This is a genomic window from Haloferax sulfurifontis (assembly GCF_014635105.1).
GTDB classification, from domain to species: domain Archaea; phylum Halobacteriota; class Halobacteria; order Halobacteriales; family Haloferacaceae; genus Haloferax; species Haloferax denitrificans.
The window spans coordinates 286,693-306,198 of the sequence record NZ_BMCI01000005.1 but is presented as its reverse complement, the minus strand read 5'-3'; the positions used below and the strand labels follow the sequence as shown (position 1 = coordinate 306,198).

General features: G+C 65.0%; 17 protein-coding genes. 9 read left to right on the top strand and 8 right to left on the bottom strand.

The genetic code is table 11. The annotated features are described in order from the left end of the window. Positions 1-190 precede the first annotated feature (190 nt). Entirely contained in the window at positions 191-1,438 is a 1,248-nt protein-coding gene (gene glyA / locus IEV64_RS14950) for a serine hydroxymethyltransferase (RefSeq protein WP_007274165.1), read from the bottom strand. A gap of 369 nt (positions 1,439-1,807) precedes the next feature. Here glyA and ilvA point away from each other — a divergent pair, with 369 nt between their 5' ends. After that, the gene (gene ilvA / locus IEV64_RS14945) at positions 1,808-3,049 is read left to right on the top strand and encodes a threonine ammonia-lyase (RefSeq protein WP_188424267.1); all 1,242 of its coding nucleotides are present in this window, start codon (positions 1,808-1,810) and stop codon (positions 3,047-3,049) included. A 166-nt stretch (positions 3,050-3,215) separates the two neighbouring features. Here the strand turns inward: ilvA and IEV64_RS14940 are convergent, their stop codons facing one another. Continuing rightward, complete coding sequence (locus IEV64_RS14940; protein ID WP_188424266.1) at positions 3,216-4,085, bottom strand: DUF8073 domain-containing protein; 870 nt, start codon at positions 4,083-4,085, stop codon at positions 3,216-3,218. 242 nt (positions 4,086-4,327) lie between these two features. Between IEV64_RS14940 and IEV64_RS14935 the strand changes: the two genes are divergently transcribed. Further along, positions 4,328-4,978 carry a helix-turn-helix domain-containing protein gene (locus tag IEV64_RS14935; RefSeq protein WP_007274168.1) on the top strand — a complete coding sequence of 217 codons (651 nt, stop codon included), beginning with the start codon at positions 4,328-4,330 and terminating at the stop codon, positions 4,976-4,978. Between the two features lie 22 nt (positions 4,979-5,000). Here IEV64_RS14935 and IEV64_RS14930 read toward each other — a convergent pair whose 3' ends face one another. Together IEV64_RS14930 and IEV64_RS14925 are read right to left on the bottom strand one after the other, a co-directional pair. Then, on the bottom strand, positions 5,001-5,375 hold the full coding sequence (locus IEV64_RS14930) for a hypothetical protein (protein WP_188424265.1): 375 nt from the start codon (positions 5,373-5,375) through the stop codon (positions 5,001-5,003). Next, the gene (locus IEV64_RS14925) at positions 5,368-6,510 is read right to left on the bottom strand and encodes an aromatic ring-hydroxylating oxygenase subunit alpha (protein ID WP_188424264.1); all 1,143 of its coding nucleotides are present in this window, start codon (positions 6,508-6,510) and stop codon (positions 5,368-5,370) included. Before IEV64_RS14925 ends, IEV64_RS14930 begins: the two co-directional genes overlap by 8 nt. A 199-nt stretch (positions 6,511-6,709) precedes the next feature. Here IEV64_RS14925 and solA point away from each other — a divergent pair, with 199 nt between their 5' ends. From solA to IEV64_RS14905, 4 genes are all read left to right on the top strand, one after another. Next, positions 6,710-7,852, top strand: coding sequence for an N-methyl-L-tryptophan oxidase (gene solA, locus IEV64_RS14920; protein WP_007274171.1), 1,143 nt, complete (start codon positions 6,710-6,712; stop codon positions 7,850-7,852). A 289-nt stretch (positions 7,853-8,141) separates the two neighbouring features. After that, positions 8,142-9,896: a BCCT family transporter gene (locus tag IEV64_RS14915; RefSeq protein WP_188424263.1), complete on the top strand. Its 1,755-nt coding sequence runs from the start codon at positions 8,142-8,144 to the stop codon at positions 9,894-9,896. 35 nt (positions 9,897-9,931) lie between these two features. Further along, entirely contained in the window at positions 9,932-10,090 is a 159-nt protein-coding gene (locus tag IEV64_RS14910; protein WP_004968455.1) for a hypothetical protein, read from the top strand. 208 nt (positions 10,091-10,298) lie between these two features. Further along, positions 10,299-12,812 (top strand): GcvT family protein, encoded by a 2,514-nt coding sequence (locus IEV64_RS14905; RefSeq protein WP_188424262.1) that lies wholly within the window; start codon positions 10,299-10,301, stop codon positions 12,810-12,812. Between the two features lie 165 nt (positions 12,813-12,977). Here IEV64_RS14905 and IEV64_RS14900 read toward each other — a convergent pair whose 3' ends face one another. The 4 genes from IEV64_RS14900 to IEV64_RS14885 form a co-directional block, all read right to left on the bottom strand. Continuing rightward, positions 12,978-13,352 carry a type II toxin-antitoxin system VapC family toxin gene (locus tag IEV64_RS14900; protein ID WP_188424261.1) on the bottom strand — a complete coding sequence of 125 codons (375 nt, stop codon included), beginning with the start codon at positions 13,350-13,352 and terminating at the stop codon, positions 12,978-12,980. After that, on the bottom strand, positions 13,353-13,583 hold the full coding sequence (locus IEV64_RS14895) for an AbrB/MazE/SpoVT family DNA-binding domain-containing protein (protein WP_004968458.1): 231 nt from the start codon (positions 13,581-13,583) through the stop codon (positions 13,353-13,355). 145 nt (positions 13,584-13,728) lie between these two features. Continuing rightward, positions 13,729-14,151, bottom strand: coding sequence for a DUF7970 domain-containing protein (locus tag IEV64_RS14890; RefSeq protein WP_004968459.1), 423 nt, complete (start codon positions 14,149-14,151; stop codon positions 13,729-13,731). Continuing rightward, positions 14,148-15,011, bottom strand: coding sequence for a ParA family protein (locus IEV64_RS14885; RefSeq protein WP_004968460.1), 864 nt, complete (start codon positions 15,009-15,011; stop codon positions 14,148-14,150). The genes IEV64_RS14890 and IEV64_RS14885 overlap by 4 nt, the downstream gene beginning before the upstream one ends. Positions 15,012-15,273: 262 nt before the next feature. Between IEV64_RS14885 and IEV64_RS14880 the strand changes: the two genes are divergently transcribed. The 3 genes from IEV64_RS14880 (at position 15,274) to IEV64_RS14870 (ending at position 19,495) form a co-directional block, all read left to right on the top strand. Then, positions 15,274-16,644, top strand: coding sequence for an SLC13 family permease (locus IEV64_RS14880; RefSeq protein ID WP_188424336.1), 1,371 nt, complete (start codon positions 15,274-15,276; stop codon positions 16,642-16,644). Positions 16,645-16,789: 145 nt separating this feature from the next. Beyond that, positions 16,790-17,443 carry a helix-turn-helix domain-containing protein gene (locus IEV64_RS14875; protein ID WP_004972231.1) on the top strand — a complete coding sequence of 218 codons (654 nt, stop codon included), beginning with the start codon at positions 16,790-16,792 and terminating at the stop codon, positions 17,441-17,443. Positions 17,444-17,626: 183 nt separating this feature from the next. Further along, positions 17,627-19,495, top strand: coding sequence for an ABC transporter substrate-binding protein (locus IEV64_RS14870; protein ID WP_188424260.1), 1,869 nt, complete (start codon positions 17,627-17,629; stop codon positions 19,493-19,495). Positions 19,496-19,506 lie beyond the last annotated feature (11 nt).

Below are 19,506 nucleotides of genomic sequence, written 5' to 3'. Positions count from 1 at the left end.
TACTTATACGTGTGCCGCCGCCCGGCCTCGGCGATTGAATTCGCTTCTGTCCGACGATTTCGGGCGTCTGAGACTTCCCGAACGAATCTCTCCGGCAAAACAATAGTGTTCTGAATCCTGACATTTCGTGTCGGCGACGACGGGAGCGACCCGGAGACCTGTCGCGTCGAGGTGAGTCGCTTGGACCGACTCAGTCGTACAGCGGGTACTCCTCGGTCAGTTCGTCGACCTTCTGGTCGACGAATCCCTTGACTGACTCGTCGTGCGGCGCCTCGACGACCTCGTAGATGAGGTCCGCGACGGTCCGGCAGGCCTCCTCGTCGAAGCCGCGGGTCGTCAGCGCGGGCGTGCCGGCGCGAATCCCGCTGGGGTTGAACGCCGAGCGACTCTCGCCGGGGACCGTGTTGGCGTTGAGGACGATGCCGACCTCTTCGAGCGCCGCTTCCACGTCCTTGCCGGTCGTGTCCGGGTGCGACGGGCGGAGGTCGACAAGGACTAAGTGCGTGTCAGTTCCGCCGGAGACGAGTTCGAGGCCGCGCTCCTGTAGCCGCTCGCCGAGGGCGGCGGCGTTATCGACGACCTGCGAGGCGTACTCCTCGAACTCGGGTGAAAGCGCCTCGCCGAAGCCGACGGCCTTCCCGGCGACGTTGTGCAGTATCGGCCCACCTTGGAGGCCGGGGAACACCGCCGAATCGACGTCGTCGGCGTGTTCCTCGTCGCACATGATGATGCCGCCGCGACCCGACCGAATCGTCTTGTGGGTCGAACCGGTGACGAAGTCCGCGATGCCGACGGGAGACGAGTGTTCGCCCGCGGCGACGAGACCCGTGATGTGGGCGATATCGGCGAGGTGGTACGCGTCGACCGCCTCGGCCGCGGCCTGCACGCGCTCCCACTCGACCTCCCGCGGGTACGCGGAGTACCCCGAGATGATGATGTCCGGGTCGAACGCCTCGGCTTTCTCGGCGAGTTGGTCGTAGTCGACGTAGCCGGTCTCGGCGTCGACCTCGTACTGCTCGACCTCGTAGGTCTTCCCCGCGACGTTCACCGGGTGGCCGTGGCTCAGGTGGCCGCCGTGGGTCAAATCGAGCGAGAGAATCTTGTCGCCGGGGTCGAGCACGGCGAGGAACACGCCCATGTTCGCCTGCGACCCGGAGTGCGGTTGGACGTTGACGTGGTCGGCTCCCCAGAGTTCCTTCGCGCGGTCGATGGCGAGCTGTTCGACCTCGTCGGCGTACTCACAGCCGCCGTAGTACCGGCTCCCCGGGTAGCCCTCGGCGTAGTTGTTCGTCAGCTCCGAGCTCTGGGCCTCCATGACCGCCTCGCTGACGTGGTTCTCGCTCGCGATCATCGCGAGGGTGTCGTTCTGTCGCCCGCGTTCGCCTTCCAGCGCGTCGGCGACGGCCGGGTCGGTCTCTCGAACGGTGTCGTAAGGCATCGTGGGTGCATCTCGACTCTGCGGTATAACGCTTCGCCGACCTTCGGGTCGAGAGAGAAACGACGGAACGAAATCACAACGTACCAGATTTATTATATTATGTGTTCGGGTCGATGAGCGCGGTACGTGGCTGGGGGTTCTCAGATAGAACGTTCGAGATGGAGTCGTTAACGGCCAAAATCGGCGTATAGCGTGTTCGGTCACCGTCCAGACGAGCGCCGACCGGCGATAGCTCTATATTGGAACTTCGTCACGTTTCCCATACACCGTGCGAAGAACTATCACAGTCTACGGAACGTCCCGGAACCGAGGGGACACGCGCGTGCCGTCCCGTCGCGTCGTTCGGCCGCCTGCCGAGGTGAGCCGCCGATGAGCGAGGCGGAGTCCCTCTCGGTACAGTACAGTGACATCGAGCGCGCGCGCGAGCGACTCGAAAACGAGCGCGTCGTCAAGCGGACGCCGATAGAGCGGAGCACCTCCCTCGGCGAGCTGGTCGGCGCGGACGTCTACCTGAAGATGGAACACCTCCAGTGGACGGGGTCGTTCAAGACGCGGGGGGCGTACAACAAGATTCGACAGGACACCGACCGCGGAATCGACGAGTTCGTGGCCGCGAGCGCCGGCAATCACGCGCAGGGCGTCGCGCTCGCCGCGACCGAGTGCGGGGCCGACTCCACGGTTGCGATGCCGGAGAACGCCCCGCAGACGAAAATCGACGCCACGCGCGACTACGGCGCGGCGGTCGAGCTCGTCGGCGAGGACTTCCAGGAGACGATGGCGTACGCGCAGTCGCTCGCCGAGGAGTCGGACGCCGAGTTCGTCCACGCCTACGACGACCGCGACATCGTCGCCGGACAGGGAACGCTCGGCGTCGAGATGTACCGCGACCTCCCCGAGATGGACACCGTGGTCGTCCCCATCGGCGGCGGCGGGCTCATCTCGGGCATCGCCACCGCCATCAAGCACCACGACCCCGACATTCGCGTCGTCGGCGTGCAGGCCGAGGGCGCGGAGACGGTCCACGAGAGCCTCGACAAAGGCGTTCCCGTGACGCTCGACGACACGAACACCATCGCCGACGGCATCGCGACCGGCGGCATCTCCGAGCTGACGCTCCGAACCATCGAGGAACACGTCGACGAGGTCGTCACGGTCTCGGACGGGGAAATCGCGGAGGCGATTCTCCTGTTGCTCGAACGCGCCAAGCAGGTCGTCGAAGGGGCCGGTGCCGCCTCGGTCGCCGCCGTGCTGAGCGACGACCTCGACGTCGAGGGCGAGACCGTCATGCCGCTTCTCTGCGGGGGGAACCTCGACATGACGATGCTCCAGACGGTGCTCGTCCACGCGCTCACGGGCCGTCGCCAGACGCTCCGACTGCGCGTCCGAATCCGGGACGAACCTGGCGAGATGGCGCGGCTCTCCCGGCTCATCGCCGACCGCGACGCGAACATCCACGACGTTCGCCACGTCCGCGCCGTCGACGCCCTCGACGTCGGCGAGGCGCACCTCCTGTTCCGCATCGAGACCAAGGGGGCCGAACACGCGGCGGCAATCGTGGACACCATCGAAGACGCGGGCTACGCGGTCGACGACGTCTCCGCGGAGCGCTGATTCCGGCCGCTTTCGCGTCTCGGGTCGTCGTCGGTCGTCGTCGCCGAACCACGAACTATCTCACTTCTAATGCTTCTAATAGGAGTCGTGTGCCGCGCCCATCGAAGAGGACCGACGTGCGCCGGGCTCATCGAAGTCGTCGCCGCGGCGGAGGAAACCAGCGCCGCTAGCTCTCGCTGGCCGACTGTCTGATTCGCGCGACGACGTCGTCACGACTCACATCGGGGTCGTCGTCGGTCGTGAGGCGTCCCATCACGAACTCCAGCAAGTCGAGGGTCTGGAGCAGTTCGAGCGCCTCGGTTCGGTCGAGGTCGATGGCTTTCCCGAACTCGCGAATCGTCTTCGCGTCGTTGGCGGCGTCGGCGAGGCGGTCTATCGTCACGGACTCGGGCAGGCCGATTCCGTCGGCGAGCGCCTCGGGCGACCCGCCTGTGTCGCCCGCGGCCGCCGGTCCCGGAGTTTCCACCGGCGACTCGTCGGCGAGCGACGTCTCGTATGAGTCCGGTTCGTGGACGCCCTGTGCGATCATGTACCTGCGGACCGTCTCGTCCGACACGTCCATCTCGAACGCCGCGGCCATCCGTTCGAACGTCTCGTACTTGGCGTACACCGCTTCGAGGTACGGCGTGTCCTCGAACGCCGGCACGTTCGGACTCCGCACGCTTTCGAGCGACTCGGCGTCGTCGTTCTCGGCGGAACTACCCGCCGGGGACGCGTCGGCCGCGACGGTCACGACGACCGTCGGCTCGGCGTCGAGCGAGACTTCGGCCGCGTCGACGTCGACGTGTTCGTGGTCGCTCGGAACGACGTCGTCGACTTCGACCGTGAGCCCGATGGTCCCGTCGGACTCGATTGCGGTCTCCTGGGCCCGCACGGGCGACCCGGCTTCGTCGCTCGGCGAGAGTGCGAACTCGACGTCCGCCGACGCCCTCGTCTCCGCGACCGCCACTGACGAGTCCCGGACGGTCGCGGCTCCCGTCCGTTCGCACTCTTCGAGGAATTCCCCCAGTCGCCGAAGCGATGTGCCCACGCTCATTGTACGGTTCTGCGGACGCGCCGAGACTCCCTGAAGAGTGGTGTGGAATACTGAGTCGGTTTATATAGCCCCACAGAATATGCGGCGAAAACTATAAACGAGAATCTGCTGTTCAAACTACTATAACGTGCCCATGAGTCACGTTTCTGCCGCGAACGTCGATACGACTTCGCGTACTTCAACCGATTCGACACTCTGGTTTGGCCGGTGTCGAATCCACCGGACCACGAGGTGAAGTCACAATGAGTTTGATAACTGTCGCCGACATCGCGCACGACGACCTCGCGCTGACGCCGACGATTCAGTCGGAAGCCGCGAGCGAGATAGACGTCGTCTCTCAGTCCGGAACTGACCCCGAGACGGGCCAGTTCTTCTTCGCCGTGAAGAACGCGGACGTCGCCGCGTTCGAAGAGGCGTTGGAAGCCGACCACACGGTCCGCGACTGGTGGCTCGTCTCCGAGCGGGAGGACTCCGTGGTTTATCGCATCGGCCACACGAACGACGCGATACTGCTGTCGCCGATGGTCACGGAACTCGGCGGACTCATGCTCGACGCGTGCAGTAACGAGATGTCCGGGTGGCGGGTCCGTCTCCAGCTGTCGGACCGCGAGGCGCTCTCGGAGCTCTGGGAGTACTGCGAGGCGAACGACATCTCCTTCGACCTGAATCGGATGTTCCAGCAGGACGGCTGGATGAACGGCGAGCCGAGTAAGCTGACCGACGCACAGCGCGACGCGCTCGTGGCCGCCTACGAGCACGGCTACTTCGAGGAGCCGCGAGAGGCGGCGCTAGACGACCTCTCGGACGTGCTGGGCATCTCGCCGACGGCGGTCAGCGGGCGTATCAGGAGAGGGACCTCGGAGCTGGTCGAATCGATTCTCGTCGAGGAGTGACCGCCAAAAGGGGGTACGGGAGTCAGACCGCGAGCACGTGGTCGTCCCGCGGTTCGTAGATTTCGCCGCTCATCCGCAGGTCGCGGACGGCGTCGAGCGTTTCGCCGATGGCGACGCCGTTGTCTGTGAGCGCCGCGGCGAGTCGCCCGAGCGCGACGCCGTCGGGGTGGTCCTCGCCGAGTTCGATGAGCGCCTCTTTCACGTCGTCGCTCTCGGCCTCGGCGTCGAACGCGACGCGCTCCCACTCGACGTCGTGGCCGGTGACGTTCGCGTGTCGCCGGTACAGTTCGACTGCCTCGTTCGGCTCCGAGACGGAGACGTGGAGGTCGCACGCCGGGCAGGTGACGACGCCGGCGCGTGGCTTTTCGGCTAGTTTGGAATCCTCGTCGTCAGGCATTGTAAGCGTCCTGTGCGAGTCGATGGAGTTTGTGGACGGTGTGTTCGTTCGGACCGAGCTGTGCCTGTCCGAGCGCGCCGGACGTGAGTCCCTCGTACTGCCGTTCGACGAGTTCGAAGTCCTCCTCTTGGAGCTGTCGGCTCGTCTGGACGAACTTCTCTTCTTCCTCGGAGAGGTCGGCATCGCGGAAGTAGTAGTCCGCGATGAGCTGGAAGCGCCCCTCGTCGATGGGGTCGATGATGTACGTGCCGTAGCCGTCGGCGGTGCCGTACATGTTGACCGTGAAGTTCGGCCAGAAGTAGTAGAACTTGGCCTCGTGCTCGGGATGGATGCGCATCTCGTCGTCGACGTCCTCTTTGTGCTTGTAGTGGAGCACCCAGTGGTAGTCGTTGACTTCGAGTTCGGAGTCCATGAGTTCGAGTCCCCGGACCCAGTCTTGGTGGTTCGCCTGACAGTGGTCGCACTCCGAGTAGTTCCCGCTGAACGTCTTCCAGTTGCACTCGACTTCGGAGACGTAGCGGCGGGCGTGTTCGTACTCGCCGAGCGGTAGGTCCTCGAGTTCGGTCTTCATCGACCCGGCCTGTTCGGCCAGCGAGAGGCTCGGTTCGTCCTCGAAGTTGACGAACACGAGCGGCCCGATAGCGTCCGTGTGGACCTCCATGAGGCCGTTCTCTTTGGGGTCGAGTTCGCTGACGGCGTCGTCGTCGAGGTCGGGGTTCAGACTCGCCTCCTCGAAGCTCTTCGGAGTGCTCTGGAGCGACCCGTCGAGCTCGTACGCCCAGAGGTGGTACGGGCAGGTGATTCGACTGAGGCTTCCGGGGTCGGTCATCGGCGTCTCGTCGAGCATCTTCGACCCGCGGTGGGCACAGACGTTGTAGAACGCCCGAACGTCGCCGTCGCCGTCGCGGGTGACGATAATCTGCTTGTCGCCGATGGTCCGCGTGAAGTAGTCGCCCGCGTCCGGGATGTGGGTCTCGTGACCCGCGTAGACCCAGTACTGACCGAACACTTTCTCCTTTTCCATCTCGTGGACTTCGGGGTCCGTGAAGTACTTCGCCGGTAACGCGTTCGTTTCCGCGGTGATGTCGGCACTTACCGCACCGATTTCGTCACGACCGTTGTTCCACCGTGTCATGGGAGAAAGAAACACACATCCGAGGAAAAGGATTCGTCGGAAATAGTGGACCCGTATAAGTGGCAGTGGATAGTCGGCCGCGAGGACGACGGCCGCCCGTGACCGCCGCCGTCGGCCGAACGGGAGCCGTCTCCCTGAAAAAGGGGCTCCGTGATACAGGTCAAGAGTGAAGGGGGGACGTTCCGAACCGCCGGACACCATGAGTGTCCGTGACAACCGATACGACGTCGCCGTCGTCGGGGTCGGCGGGATGGGAAGCGCGACCGCGTACCACCTCGCCGACCGCGGCCTCGACGTCGTCGGTCTCGAACGATACGACATCCCCCACTCGCAGGGGTCGTCTCACGGTATCACGCGCATTATCCGGCGCGCGTACTACGAACACCCCTCGTACGTCCCGCTCATCGAACGGGCGTACGACCTCTGGGACGACCTCGCCGACGAGACCGGCCGCGGGGTCATCCACCGAACCGGCTCTATCGACGCCGGCCCGGAGGATAACGACGTGTTCGCCGGCTCGAAACGCTCCTGTGAGGAACACGACATCCCCCACGAGGTGCTGACCGGTGCGGAGGTCAACGAGCGGTTCCCCGGCTACGAACTCCCCGAGGATTACCGCGCGGTCTACCAGGAAGACGGCGGCTTCGTCGTCCCCGAGCAGGCGATTATCGCCCACACCGAGGCCGCACAGGCTCGGGGTGCCGAGATTCGCGCCCGCGAGCGAGTCGAAGACTGGGCGGAGACGAACGACGGCGGCGTGCGCGTCCGCACCGACCGGGGCGTGTACGTCGCGGACGCGCTCGTGCTCGCCGCGGGCGCGTGGAACTACAAACTCGCCGACGCGCTGGACGGCCTCGCGGTCCCCGAGCGACAGGCGCTCGCGTGGTTCCAGCCCGAGTCGCCGGCGACGTTCGCGCCCGAGGAGTTCCCAGTCTGGAACCTCAGCGTCCCCGAGGGGCGGTTCTACGGGTTCCCGGTCCACGACGTGCCGGGATTCAAACTCGGCAAGTACCACCACCGCGACGAGGAGGTCGACCCCGACGACTTCGACCGCGAGCCGAACCGCGCCGACGAGGCGATACTCCGGGACGTCACGGAGAAGTACTTCCCGGAGGCCGCGGGGCCGACGATGTCGCTCGCGACGTGCATGTTCACGAACTCGCCGGACGAACACTTCATCCTCGACACGCTCCCCGACCACCCGCAGGTCGCCGTGGGGGCCGGCTTTTCGGGACACGGCTTCAAGTTCGCCAGCGTCATCGGCGAAATCCTCGCCGACCTCGTCGTCGACGGCGAAAGCGACCTGCCGCTCGACATGTTCTCGCTCGACAGGTTCGAGTGACGACCGCGGCTTTCGGTTTCACCTCGTCAACCGATTTGAGGGTATAATTTTCGCAACGTTCCTCTATTTGCGTATAAATGCCACTATTATCGAAGACTATCGGTTAAGATGTGTAATACCGATGGGTTGGTTGAATCGTGAGGGGTGTGGGCTCGTGTCACGGGACGGATGGCCGCGTCGAAGTCGATATCGGCCGTCCTCGGCGGTGACGACGGGTGGCCCCGAAGCGGGGACAACGACATGAACGTACACGAATTCCAGTGGCGGTCATCCACGGAGGGTGTATCGTATGGCGAATAGCAACGACTCGGCCGACCAATCGACGAGCGACCTACAGGCGGACGTGTTCTACCCCGAGACGGAGCGCGAACCCGGTGACGGGAACATCCAGCGGTGGGGGTTCGACATCCATCCCGTCGTCTTCCCGGTCGCGCTCTTGATAATCGGCGTCTTCGTCGCGGCGACGCTCGTTCTCGGCGAGCAGGCGGCGAGCGTCTACTCGGCCGTCAGGGGCTTTTTCGAGGGCAACTTCGGGTGGTTCTATCTCCTGTCGGTGAATCTCTTTATCGTCGTCTTGGCGTACTTCGCACTGAGTAAGTACGGCGAGATAACCCTCGGCGGCGTCGAGGCCGAAACGGAGTTCAGCGACTTCTCGTGGATGGCGATGCTGTTCAGCGCGGGCATGGGCATCGGCCTCATGTTCTACAGCGTCTCGGAGCCGCTGTACTACTTCACTAACGTCCCCGGCTTCTTCGACGCCGAAGCCGGGACCGGTGGCGCGGGCATCGCCGCGATGACGCAGACGTTCTTCCACTGGGGGTTCCACCCGTGGGCCATCTACGGCCTCGTCGGACTGGGGCTCGCGTTCTTCTCGTTCAACAGGGGGCTCCCGCTCACGTTCCGGTCGATTTTCTGGCCGCTCCTCGGCGAGCGAATCTACGGCTGGCCGGGCCACCTCATCGACCTCGTGTCGGTGTTCGCGACGCTGTTCGGCCTCGCCACGTCGCTCGGCCTCGGCGTCGCACAGATAAACACGGGCCTGTCGTACATCCTCGGCGAGAGCATGCTCGGTCTCGTGAGCGTTCCGAACAACACCGGGATGCAAATCGCGCTCATCGCCGCGATTACCCTCATCGCCACCGCCTCCGTCGCGGCCGGCCTCGAAGACGGTATCCGGCGTCTGAGCACGGTGAACGTCAGTTTGATGTTCCTCCTGTTGGCGTTCGTGCTCGTCGCCGGCTCGACGATGAGCATCTTCGGCGCGTGGGTGCAGGGCCTCGGGAACTACTTCAGTGACTTCCTCTCGCTCGCGTTCTTCACCGGAACGCTCGGCGACGGCGCGTCCACGGTCAACGGCTGGACGGTGTTCTACTGGGCGTGGTGGATCGCCTGGTCGCCGTTCGTCGGTATGTTCGTCGCGCGCATCTCGAAGGGGCGGACGGTCCGCGAGTTCGTCCTCGGCGTGTTCGTCCTTCCGTCGCTGTTCTCGACGCTCTGGCTCTCGGCGTTCGGCGGGAGCGCGCTGTTCAACTCGCTTCAGGGTAACGGCGCGGTCCTCGCCACCTACGGCGAGGCCGGACAGACGGTGGCGATGTTCGCGCTTCTCCAACAGTTCCCGTTCAGCGCCGTCTCGGGACTGCTCGCCGTGACGCTCGTGGTGACGTTCTTCGTGACCTCCTCCGATTCGGGGTCGCTCGTCGTCGACCACCTCACGTCCGGCGGCAAGCACAACGTGCCGCGGACCCAACGCATCTTCTGGGCGGTCACCGAGGGCCTCGTCGCGTCGCTTCTCCTCTACGGCGGCGGCCTCGGCGCGCTCCAGACGGCGGCCATCGCCACGGGGTTCCCGTTCGCCGTCGTCCTCGTCGTCATGTGCTACACGGTGTATCTCGGTCTCGACAAGGAGTACGAACTCCTGCAGTCCGAGGAGTTCGCCGAGCGAATCGAGGACTTGGCGGACGAGGACATCGACATCGACGTCGGTCGCTCTCGAACGTCGGTCGTGACAAACGTCCGGGAAAATCCCGGTACGACGGACGATTGACGACCGAATCACCGAACGATGACTCGACGCTCTCGATGAACGCGCTCGCTGTCGGTTCGGCGGCGTTCGCGGTCTCTCTTTTCGTCGTTGCGCTGTTTGCGATGACCGTCGGTGAGCTACGGGGCGCGGGGCTCGCGTTCCTGAGCGCCAGCCTCGTCATCTACCTCAGAGAGAAGTACCTCGTCGGCGACTGACGCGCGCCGGCGAACGCGACTCGCCGTCACGCGATTCTCATCGGCGCACGATTCTCATCGGCGCGCAATTCTCGCTGGCGCACAACTCTTGCCGAGACCGACGTTCGTCCCCGACGAGACCCGGCTCTCGTCACCCCCCAGTACGTATACACCTCAGATAATGGACCCGGAGAGATATCCGGGGGCCGCAGTCACTACTGTTTGGTACATGAACACATGGTCTACGTTTCCCGAACGCGCCGGAACGGTCGTCGTCGGGGCCGGCTGTGTCGGCTGTAGCGCGGCGTATCACCTCGCCGAGTCGGGCCGCGAAGACGTCGTCGTCCTCGACCGCGGACCGCTGTTCGAGACGGGTGGTTCGACGTCTCACGCTCCCGGACTCGTGTTCCAGACGGCCGGGAACAAGCTGATGACGGAGATGGCGTCGTACACGCGCGACCTCTACGACGGGTTCGGCGACTTCCGGACGTGCGGCGGCATCGAAGTCGCCTACTCCGAAGCGCGCTGGGACTTCCTCAAGCGCAAGCGCGAGTGGGGACAGTCCTACGGCATCGACGAGGGCGAACTCCTCACGCCCGAGGAGGTCGAAGCGCGCGTCCCGCAGATAAACTCTGACGTCATCTACGGCGGGTACTACGTCCCGTCGGACGGGAAGGCTGACGCCGTCAGCGCCGCCGAGTCGATGGCGGAGGAGGCGCGCGAGGCCGGCGTCGAGTTCTACGGCCACACCGAGGTCACGGACATCGACATCTCTGGCGGCAGTATCGACGCCGTCGACACCGAACACGGCCGCATCGAGGCCGACGAGGTGCTCGTCGCCACGAACATCTGGGGGCCGCTGTTCGGCGAGATGGTCGGCACGGACATCCCGCTCGTTCCCTGCGCGCACCAGTATCTCGTCTCCGACGAACTGGACGAACTCGACGGCGCAGAGCGCGAAATCGAACAGCCGCTCCTCCGGCATCAGGACCACTCGCTGTACTACCGCCAGCACGGCGAGCGCTACGGTATCGGCTCGTACAACCACGAGTCGCTTCTCGTCGACCCGGCGGATATCTACGGTCCCGACAAGCTCGACGACCTCGGACTCGAATACCCGTCGCTCCGCGAGTTCACGGAAGAGCACTTCTACGAGAACACCCACCCGGACCACGACCGGTCGGCGTTCGACGCCGCGAACGAACTCGTCCCCGGCTTCGAGGACTGCGAGTGGACTTCCGCCATCAACGGCATGTTCTCGTTCACGCCCGACGGCATGCCCATCCTCGGGCCGGACGAGGACACCGAGGGACTCTGGTGGGCGCTCGCCATTTGGGTCACGCAGTCCGGCGGCGCGGGCGACATCGTCGCCAGTTGGATGGAAGACGGGACGCCGCGGCTCGACGGCTCCCGCGTCAACGCTTCCGGCGCGCACGTCTCTCGGTTCCAGTCGCACACGGGCAGTCGGGAGTACACCTACGGGCGCGGCGCACAGCAGTACCGCGAGGTGTACCAGCTCATCCACCCGCGCGAGCAACCGAGCGGACAGCGCGCGCTCCGCCGGAGCCCGTTTTACGACCGGCAGGACGACCTCGGCGCGGAGTTCTACGACAGCGACGGCTGGGAGGTCCCGCAGTGGTACGAGTCCAACGAGACGCTCCTCGAAACGTACGACGTGCCGGACCGCCCCGACTGGCTCTCGCAGAACTGGTCGAAGGTCCACGGCGCGGAACACCAGCACCTCCGCGAGAAGGTCGGCATGGTCGATATGACGACGTTCACGCCCATCGAAGTGACGGGACCGGGTGCGTTGGAGTTCCTGCAGGGTCTCCTGACGAACGATATGGACGTCACGCCGGGCCGGATGCGCTACTCCGCGATGCTCAACGAAGACGGCGGCGTGCTCGCCGACCTGACGGTCGCCCGCCTCGGCGACGACCGCTTCGTGCTGTTCACCGGCGGCGGAAGTTCGGCGACGCTCCACTCGCGGTGGGTCAAAGAACACGCACCCGACGACGGCTCCGTCGACGTGACCGCGCACGTCTCCAGTCGGACCGGCATCGGCGTCTTCGGACCCGACTCCCGGAAGGTGCTTTCCGACCTCGTCGAGGCCGACCTCTCGAACGACGAGTTCCCGTTCTACTCCGCACGGGAGACCTACCTCGGAAGCATCCCCGTGACGATGCTTCGACTCTCGTACGCCGGCGAACTCGGCTGGGAAATCTACGCCCCGACCGAGTACGGAAGCCAGCTCTGGGACGCGATTCGAGAGGCCGGCGAGGAGTACGACATCGCGCCGGTCGGCTGGGCCGCGCTCGACTCGACGAGCATGGAGAAGGGGTTCCGCCTCTGGGGGACGGACCTCACGCCCGAACACAACCCGTACGAGGCCGGCATCGGCTTCGCGGTCGACCTCGACACCGACTTCGTCGGGAAGGCGGCGCTGGTGGAGGACAAGGAGGGCGACGGTCCGAGCGACCGAATCGTCCCGATAACGCTCGACGAGGAGGAAGCCGTCGTCGACGCGGGTCACCCGGTGGTCGCCGACGGCGACGTCGTCGGCTACTGCTGTCGGGCGGACTACGGCTACACCATCGACGCCGGCATCGCGTACGCGTACCTCCCCGAGCAGTACGCCAGTTCGGGGCAGGACATCGAAATCCGGTACGAGGGTGACGCCCACCCCGCGACGGTCCGGTCTGGGCCGCTTTTCGACCCCGACCGAGACAAGATGATTCGGTGACTGCCGGATTTCGACGCGTCACCGCCTCCGTCTCCGCCTCTGCCTCCGCCTCAGTTTATCGGCGGTGTCGAACCGCAGTCGCTGATAGTCTGCCGAGACCGTGCTGAACTCGGAGCGGTCTTGTTGGGAATCAGGACTGTCTGGAGAATAACTGCCCTACAGCTGTCACTCGTCTTCGACGGCCTTCAGGTCGAGCCGCGGGGCAAACGACTCGTACGTCTCGTCGCTCGACACGATAGTGTCGCCATCGGACTCGACGAGATGGAGCGCGTCGAAGGGCGTGAACCCGTGGTCTTCCACGTAGGTCGCGGCCGTGAGAACCGTATCCACGTCCCCGCGCACTTCCAACAGCGCGGCGACGTTCGCGACGACCCGCTCCGTGTCCCGCTCTTCTCGATACGCGACCATGAGGAGTTCGATGAGCGTGAACTGCGACGTCCACAGCTCGTCTCGGTGGTCTCGGTAGACCGCCTCTGCGGCGTCGCCGAGCCAGTCCTCGTCCTTGATGAGCGCCAGCAGGAAGTCCGTCTCGGCGTACATTCAGCGCCCGGCCTCGTCTATCGCCGCGTTCCGGGCTCCGTGGCGGAGTTCTTCGGCCGTCTTCTCGACGTCCGCGAACTCGGTGCGGAGCGCATCGAGCGGGTCGTCCTCGATTGGTATCAGCTTGATACCGTCGTGCAGTTGGACGATGCGGTAGTGTTCGCCGTACCGCTCTCTGACCTCTTTGGGGAGCGTGAGGCGTCCGCGACCGTCCAGCGTCGCTTCGGACATACGTCCTACTATGATGGGTAGAAACAAGAGTTTTCCCCATATCTCGATTCACGACCCACTCGGATAGAACCCTCCCGCTCCCGCTGTCGGTGTCACTCGGCTTCTGTCCGGCGCTCCGAGTTTTGACGGAGGCAGATTATCCGAATTATTCGGTGTCCTCGTCGTCGACGCCGCGCTGTTCGAGGACGCGTTCGACGATTTCTTCGGGGTGTTCGGTCGCCACGGCGAGCGCGGCGTTGTGGAGTTCGCTCTTCGTGACGCCCTTGAGTCCGTGGTCGCGGGTCAGTTCGCGCTCCACGTCGTAGGTGATGATGTCGTCGAACTCGTCGGCGACCGCTTCGAGCACGTACAGCGCTTTGTGGACGGTCTCGTCGAACTCGAAGGCGGGGCGCTCGCGGGGGTCGAGCGGCTCTGTGGACGCCGATTCCGACGCTGACTCGGCTTCCGATTCGACCGCGTCGTCGGGCTCGGCGTCTTCGGGTTCCGGTTCGGGTTCCGGCGCTGGCTCGGAGGCGGCCTCCCCGCTTCCCATCGCGGCGTCGAGGTCACCGAAGGGGTCTTCGCTCATCGGGCCACCTCGCCTGCTTCGACGATTTGGGCGAGTTCGTCGTAGCACGCCAACTGGTCGCAGGTGCTGTCGTAGTCCCGCAGGGGCATGTGCTCGCGAATCGACGCGTCGATGGCCGACCGGTGCCGAATCCCCGGCTTCGGCAGGTCGCCGTCCCACTCGCCGTCGTCGATGGCCTCGAACACGTCCGGGTCGGTGTACGCGAAGTTCGGGAGCTTCGAGGCGATGTTCGGCTTCGAGACGAGCGCCTCCACGAGGCGTCTCGTCGGGCGGTCGTGGTCGATTCGGTCCCGGAGGTCGGTCGGCACGACCGCGAGGATTTCGAGGTCGAAGTGTTCGCGCGCGGGCGTGATGAGTCGCTTGACGGTCTTTTCGAGTCCCGAGAGTGCCCCCGACTCGGGGCGCATCGGCAAGACGAGGTTCTGCGTGGCGTACAGCGCGTTGTCGTTGAGCTTCCCGCGCGCCGCGGGGCAGTCCACGACGACGTAGTCGTAGTCGTCGCCGAGGAGCGGGTCGATGACGCGCTGTTTGAGGCGCGCCGACCCCATCATCACGCCGCCGAGGTCGGACTCGACCTGTTCGATGCGGTCGTTCGACGGGAGGAGGTCGATTTCGAAGTCGGTCTCCAAGATGAGCTCACGCGGCTCCAACTCGGCGTCGTCGAGGAGCACGTCACCGAGGTGCGCTTCCGAGTAGAACTCCTCGCCGAACCCGAGGCCCGTCGTGGTGTGGCCGTTCGGGTCGAGGTCCACGAGCAGGACGTCGCTTCCCCGGTGTGCGAGTTCGCGGGCGAGGTTGATGGAGGTCGTCGACTTGCCGATACCGCCTTTGAGGAGACAGACGCTGACTGCACGTGACATGATGGGGATATCCGTGCTAGCGAGATTCTCGGCACAGTTGAAATAATTATGGTTACTCCGACTCTTTGAGAAGCTCAAATAATCCAAGTAATTCTAATAGTTTCTATTCGGGTCGTGTCAACTCGATTCGCGCTCTCTCCTTCGACTGGCGGCCCGAATTGTCGCCGGCAGTAGCTATTTGGGGCCGTTGTGTGCAGGTAAATTCGTGACAGATTGGTTGCCCGACCGAGGTCTGCGCACCCCCGAACTCTCGCCGCAGACGGTGACGCTCGCGGTCGCCGCCGCCTTGCTCCTCGCGGTCGTCGGCCTCCACCCCGTCTCCGTTCTTCCGGTCCGGTCGCAGTACGCGCTTTCGGTTTTCGTCGTCGCGCTCCTGCTCTGGCTGACGAAGCCGGTTCCGTACGCGATTTCGAGTCTGGCCTGCGTCTCGCTGTTGTACGCCCTCGGCGTCGTGGACTCCTTCGAGGCCGCGGTCAGTGGCTTCACCTCCTCGCTCGTGTACTTCCTCCTCGTGTTGTTACTCCTCGGCAACGCGGTCCGGTCGGTGGGGTTGGACACCCGGTTAGCGAACCGACTGCTGTCCCCGGACAGCACGCCTCGCGGGACGTTTCGCTCCATCGCGCGGAACGTCCTCGTGCTGGCGCTGTTCATGCCGTCGGCGATGGCCCGTGCGGTCGCGTTCATCCCCATCGTCGAGGAGGTGACAGCGGAGTTCGACCTCCCGGCGGGAAGCGGGTTCGAGCGCGCGACGTACCTCCTCTTGGGCCACGTCAACCCCATCGCGTCGATGGCGCTCATGACCGGCGGCGGGATGGCGCTCGTCACCTCGGGCATCCTCGCGACGAGCGTTCGACCGCTCTCGTGGGTCGAGTGGGCGGTCTTGATGGTCCCGCCGACGGTGGCGCTCTACGCGCTGGCCGCCGCGGCCGCCGGTCTCCTCAACGCCGTCGACGCCGACTCGACTGTCGACCACGGCGCGTCGGGGCTCGCGGGCGCGCCCGCCGACGGCGAGTTGACTCGCGAACAGGGACTCGTCGCGGCGGTGATGGCCGGTACCGTCCTCGCGTGGGTCGTCGGGTCGTTCGTCGGACTCCCCGAGATTCTCCCGGCGGTCGTCGCGGTCACCGTCCTCGCGCTTCCGGGAGTCGACGTTATCGACGCCGACGACGTCAAGCAACTCAGTTGGGGTGTCCTCTTTCTCATCGGCGCGACGCTGTCGATTCTGGACGCCCTGGAAGCGACCCAAACCATCGCGCTCGTCGTCGACCTCCTCGCGCGGTTCGTCCCGTTCGAGGCGTTCAGCCACTGGCAACTCGTCGGGCTGCTCCTCGGGTTCGCGGTCGTCGTTCGCGTGCTCTTTTCGACCGGGTCGGCCGCCATCGTGGTGATTCTCCCCATCGTGCTCCGGTTCGCGGAGACGTTCGGCGTGACGCAACTCTATCTCGGACTCGCGGTCCTCCTCGTGGTGGGGTCGACCACGATTCTCCCGTTCAACACGACCGCCGTCCTCGTCTCGCTAGACCGCGGACCGCTGACGAACCGGGACGTGACGCTGTTCGGGTTCGTGACGATGGGCCTGTCGCTCGTCGTCGTGACCCTCTCGTGGCTCTTCTACTGGCCGCTCGTCGCCTGAAACGTTGACGAGGGCGTCGCGAACTCGGGCCGATGTCATCGCCCGTTGCGGTAACCACCGGTCTATTTGTAGGTGAACGGTATCTGCCCGGTACGGGTGAGTTCGCATCTTACGTGTTGAGTTTACGACGGCTCCGACCGGCGTCATGTCGAAGATAGATCGCCGCCTGCGAGACGCCCGGAGCATCGAGTTGGACAACGCGTTTTACGTCGAGGACGGGACGTGGATCGAGTCGCTCACCATCGCCTCGAACGGCCCCTTCGACGTGGAGTCCCTCCTCGCCGACATCTCGGGCGTGACCGTCTTCTACGACGAGGAGATTCCGACCGCCTCGACCGACGTGCAGATACGTCGAGTGACGATTCTCGCCAACGAGTCGTACCCGTTCATCCTCGGACTGGTTCTCAGACAGGAGACGATTCCGAACCGCATCGTCCTCCAAGACGGCGTCTTCGAGGTCGTTGCCACCGCCCAGGACTGGGACCACTTCAGGGAACTCGCCGACGAGATTCAGGAGACGCTCGGGGAGTTCGAACTCCGCTCCGTCACGCAGGACGAAGCCCCGGGTGAACCGCTCGACAGCGGCCGATTAAAGGAGGTGTTAATCTCCAAGCTGACCGACGACCAACTCGCGGTTCTGGAGACGGCATTCAACCACGGCTACTTCCACATTCCGCGGGAGACCTCTGAGACCGAACTCGCCGAGGAACTGGGTATCGCGCAGTCCACGCTGAGCGAACGACTCCGGACCGCGGAGCGAAATCTGCTCGAACTCATCTACGGTCCGCGACAGGAGTAGCTCACTGCTTGTTGGAGAATATTGCCGCATCCCGCCGATCGAGTATATAAAGAACGATAGATATCGGGCCGTATCGGGAACAGCACCATGGAAGATACTCCATAACAGGCTGTCGCAATGTCGGAGAAAAATCGTGATAGTTCGGGTGTCGAACGTGGAACTGGCCTTACGCGACGCGACTACGTGGCGGCGACGGCGACCGCCCTCGGCGTGACCGGACTCGCGGGGTGTTCCGGTGGCGGCGGCAACGGGAGCGGCGGGAGCGACGGCGGGTCGAGTCTCACCCCCGAGGTCCCGTCCGGAACCCCGGAGACGGTCGAGACGAAGTACTGGCGCGAGTGGGAGACCATCGACGCCGACGAACCGCCGCTCGACTACAGCGCGACCGCCGGCGCGGTGTTGGACCCCGTCCCGGTCGAATTTTCGAGCGAGGACGACCCGTGGATGCGGGAACACGCGCTCATGGTCCAGCGCGGGCTGGACGCGCTCGGTATCCAGACGCAACTCAACGACCGACCGCTGAACCAACTGTACGCCCAGAGCTGGGACACGAAGGGGCTCGAAGCCATCCTCTCGATGAGCACCCACGGTCCGGACCCGCAACGCGGGCTGGACCCGAACCCGCTTTTGATGCGGCGGAGCGAGACGAGCCTCTCGAACTACGACAACTACTACCACCCCGACCTGCAGGAGGTGCTGACGGAACAGAGTCAGACGACCGACCGCACCGAGCGCGAGGAGCTCGTCGCCGAGGCGCAGCGCATCTTCAGCGAAGACGTGGGCGCGCTCATCACGCTGTTCCCCGATATCGTCACCGCGGTCAACACGGAGCGCTGGAGCGGCTACGTCCAGACGCCGGGCAACGGGCCGACGAAGGACTCGTTCGTCTGGTCGGAGGTGAACCTGCAACCCCAGACCGACGACCGGACCTACATCAAGGGCGTGACCACCTCGATGAACTCGCTGAACCTCCCGTGGGCCGCCGGCGGCGCGGAGGCGAAGCGGCTGACGTTCATCTACGACGGCCTCTTCGACGCCACGCCGGACCTCGAAGTCGTCCCCGCGCTGGCGACCGGCGGCGGGTTCGTCGACGACACCACCGTCGAACTCACTCTTCGCGAGGGCGTCGAGTGGCACGACGGCGAGCCGTTCACCGCGGAGGACGTGAAGTTCACCGTCGAACTGTACAAGGAACACTCCTCGACCAGTCAGACGCCGTTCTACGAGCCGGTCGAGTCGGTCGAGGTGCTCGGCGACCACGAGGTTCGGTTCAATCTGAAGGGCCCCGACGCGGCGTTCATGACCCAGCGCGTCGTTCGAAGCGTCATCATCCCCAAGCACAAGTGGGAGGACGTGGAGAACCCGTCCCAGCACAACCCCGAGTCGCCCGTTGGCACGGGGCCGTTCACGTACGAGAACTGGGAGCAGGGAACCCGCTTCGAGGTCTCGAAAAACGAGGGCCACTGGATGTTCGACGACGACTGGCGGGCAGACGTGCTCGGCGACCAGGCCACGACCGGCGAGGGCGTCGACCGCGTCATCTGGATAAACGTCGGCAACATCGACTCCATGATCGGCTCGCTGCAGGGCGGCGAAATCGACGCCATCGGCACGACGCTCTCGAACTCGCAGGCCGACCGCGCCGCGAGCACCGCCGGCGTCGAAAAGATGACCTCGGGCAACTTCGCGCCGCTCGACACGAAGCTGATGTTCTCCTGTCCGCTCGTCCGCGACAAGGAGTTCCGCGTCGCCCTCGCCAAGTCGGTCGACACCGAGGGCTTCGCCGCCGACGTGCTGCAGGACCGCGCGACCGTTCCGAGCGGGGAGAACCCGATTTCGGACCTCACGCCGTGGCACACGTCGGACACGACTCACTACGAGTTCGACATCGACGGGGCGAAATCGCTCCTCGAACGGGCCGGCTACACGCGGGACGGCGACGGCAACCTCCGGTTCCCCAACGGGGACGCGTGGGCCGCCTTCGTCGAGCGCATCCAGCCCGGGAACATGCACAAGCGCCGCGACGAACTCGGACAGGCGGACTTCTCGTGAGGTGACACGCA

Excerpts from the sequence above, each read along its gene's own strand:
- glyA (WP_007274165.1), bottom strand. The coding sequence starts at position 1,438 with ATGCCTTACGACACCGTTCGAGAGACCGACCCGGCCGTCGCCGACGCG.
- ilvA (WP_188424267.1), top strand. The coding sequence starts at position 1,808 with ATGAGCGAGGCGGAGTCCCTCTCGGTACAGTACAGTGACATCGAGCGC.
- IEV64_RS14940 (WP_188424266.1), bottom strand. The coding sequence starts at position 4,085 with ATGAGCGTGGGCACATCGCTTCGGCGACTGGGGGAATTCCTCGAAGAG.
- IEV64_RS14935 (WP_007274168.1), top strand. The coding sequence starts at position 4,328 with ATGAGTTTGATAACTGTCGCCGACATCGCGCACGACGACCTCGCGCTG.
- IEV64_RS14930 (WP_188424265.1), bottom strand. The coding sequence starts at position 5,375 with ATGCCTGACGACGAGGATTCCAAACTAGCCGAAAAGCCACGCGCCGGC.
- IEV64_RS14925 (WP_188424264.1), bottom strand. The coding sequence starts at position 6,510 with ATGACACGGTGGAACAACGGTCGTGACGAAATCGGTGCGGTAAGTGCC.
- solA (WP_007274171.1), top strand. The coding sequence starts at position 6,710 with ATGAGTGTCCGTGACAACCGATACGACGTCGCCGTCGTCGGGGTCGGC.
- IEV64_RS14915 (WP_188424263.1), top strand. The coding sequence starts at position 8,142 with ATGGCGAATAGCAACGACTCGGCCGACCAATCGACGAGCGACCTACAG.
- IEV64_RS14910 (WP_004968455.1), top strand. The coding sequence starts at position 9,932 with ATGAACGCGCTCGCTGTCGGTTCGGCGGCGTTCGCGGTCTCTCTTTTC.
- IEV64_RS14905 (WP_188424262.1), top strand. The coding sequence starts at position 10,299 with ATGAACACATGGTCTACGTTTCCCGAACGCGCCGGAACGGTCGTCGTC.
- IEV64_RS14900 (WP_188424261.1), bottom strand. The coding sequence starts at position 13,352 with ATGTACGCCGAGACGGACTTCCTGCTGGCGCTCATCAAGGACGAGGAC.
- IEV64_RS14895 (WP_004968458.1), bottom strand. The coding sequence starts at position 13,583 with ATGTCCGAAGCGACGCTGGACGGTCGCGGACGCCTCACGCTCCCCAAA.
- IEV64_RS14890 (WP_004968459.1), bottom strand. The coding sequence starts at position 14,151 with ATGAGCGAAGACCCCTTCGGTGACCTCGACGCCGCGATGGGAAGCGGG.
- IEV64_RS14885 (WP_004968460.1), bottom strand. The coding sequence starts at position 15,011 with ATGTCACGTGCAGTCAGCGTCTGTCTCCTCAAAGGCGGTATCGGCAAG.
- IEV64_RS14875 (WP_004972231.1), top strand. The coding sequence starts at position 16,790 with ATGTCGAAGATAGATCGCCGCCTGCGAGACGCCCGGAGCATCGAGTTG.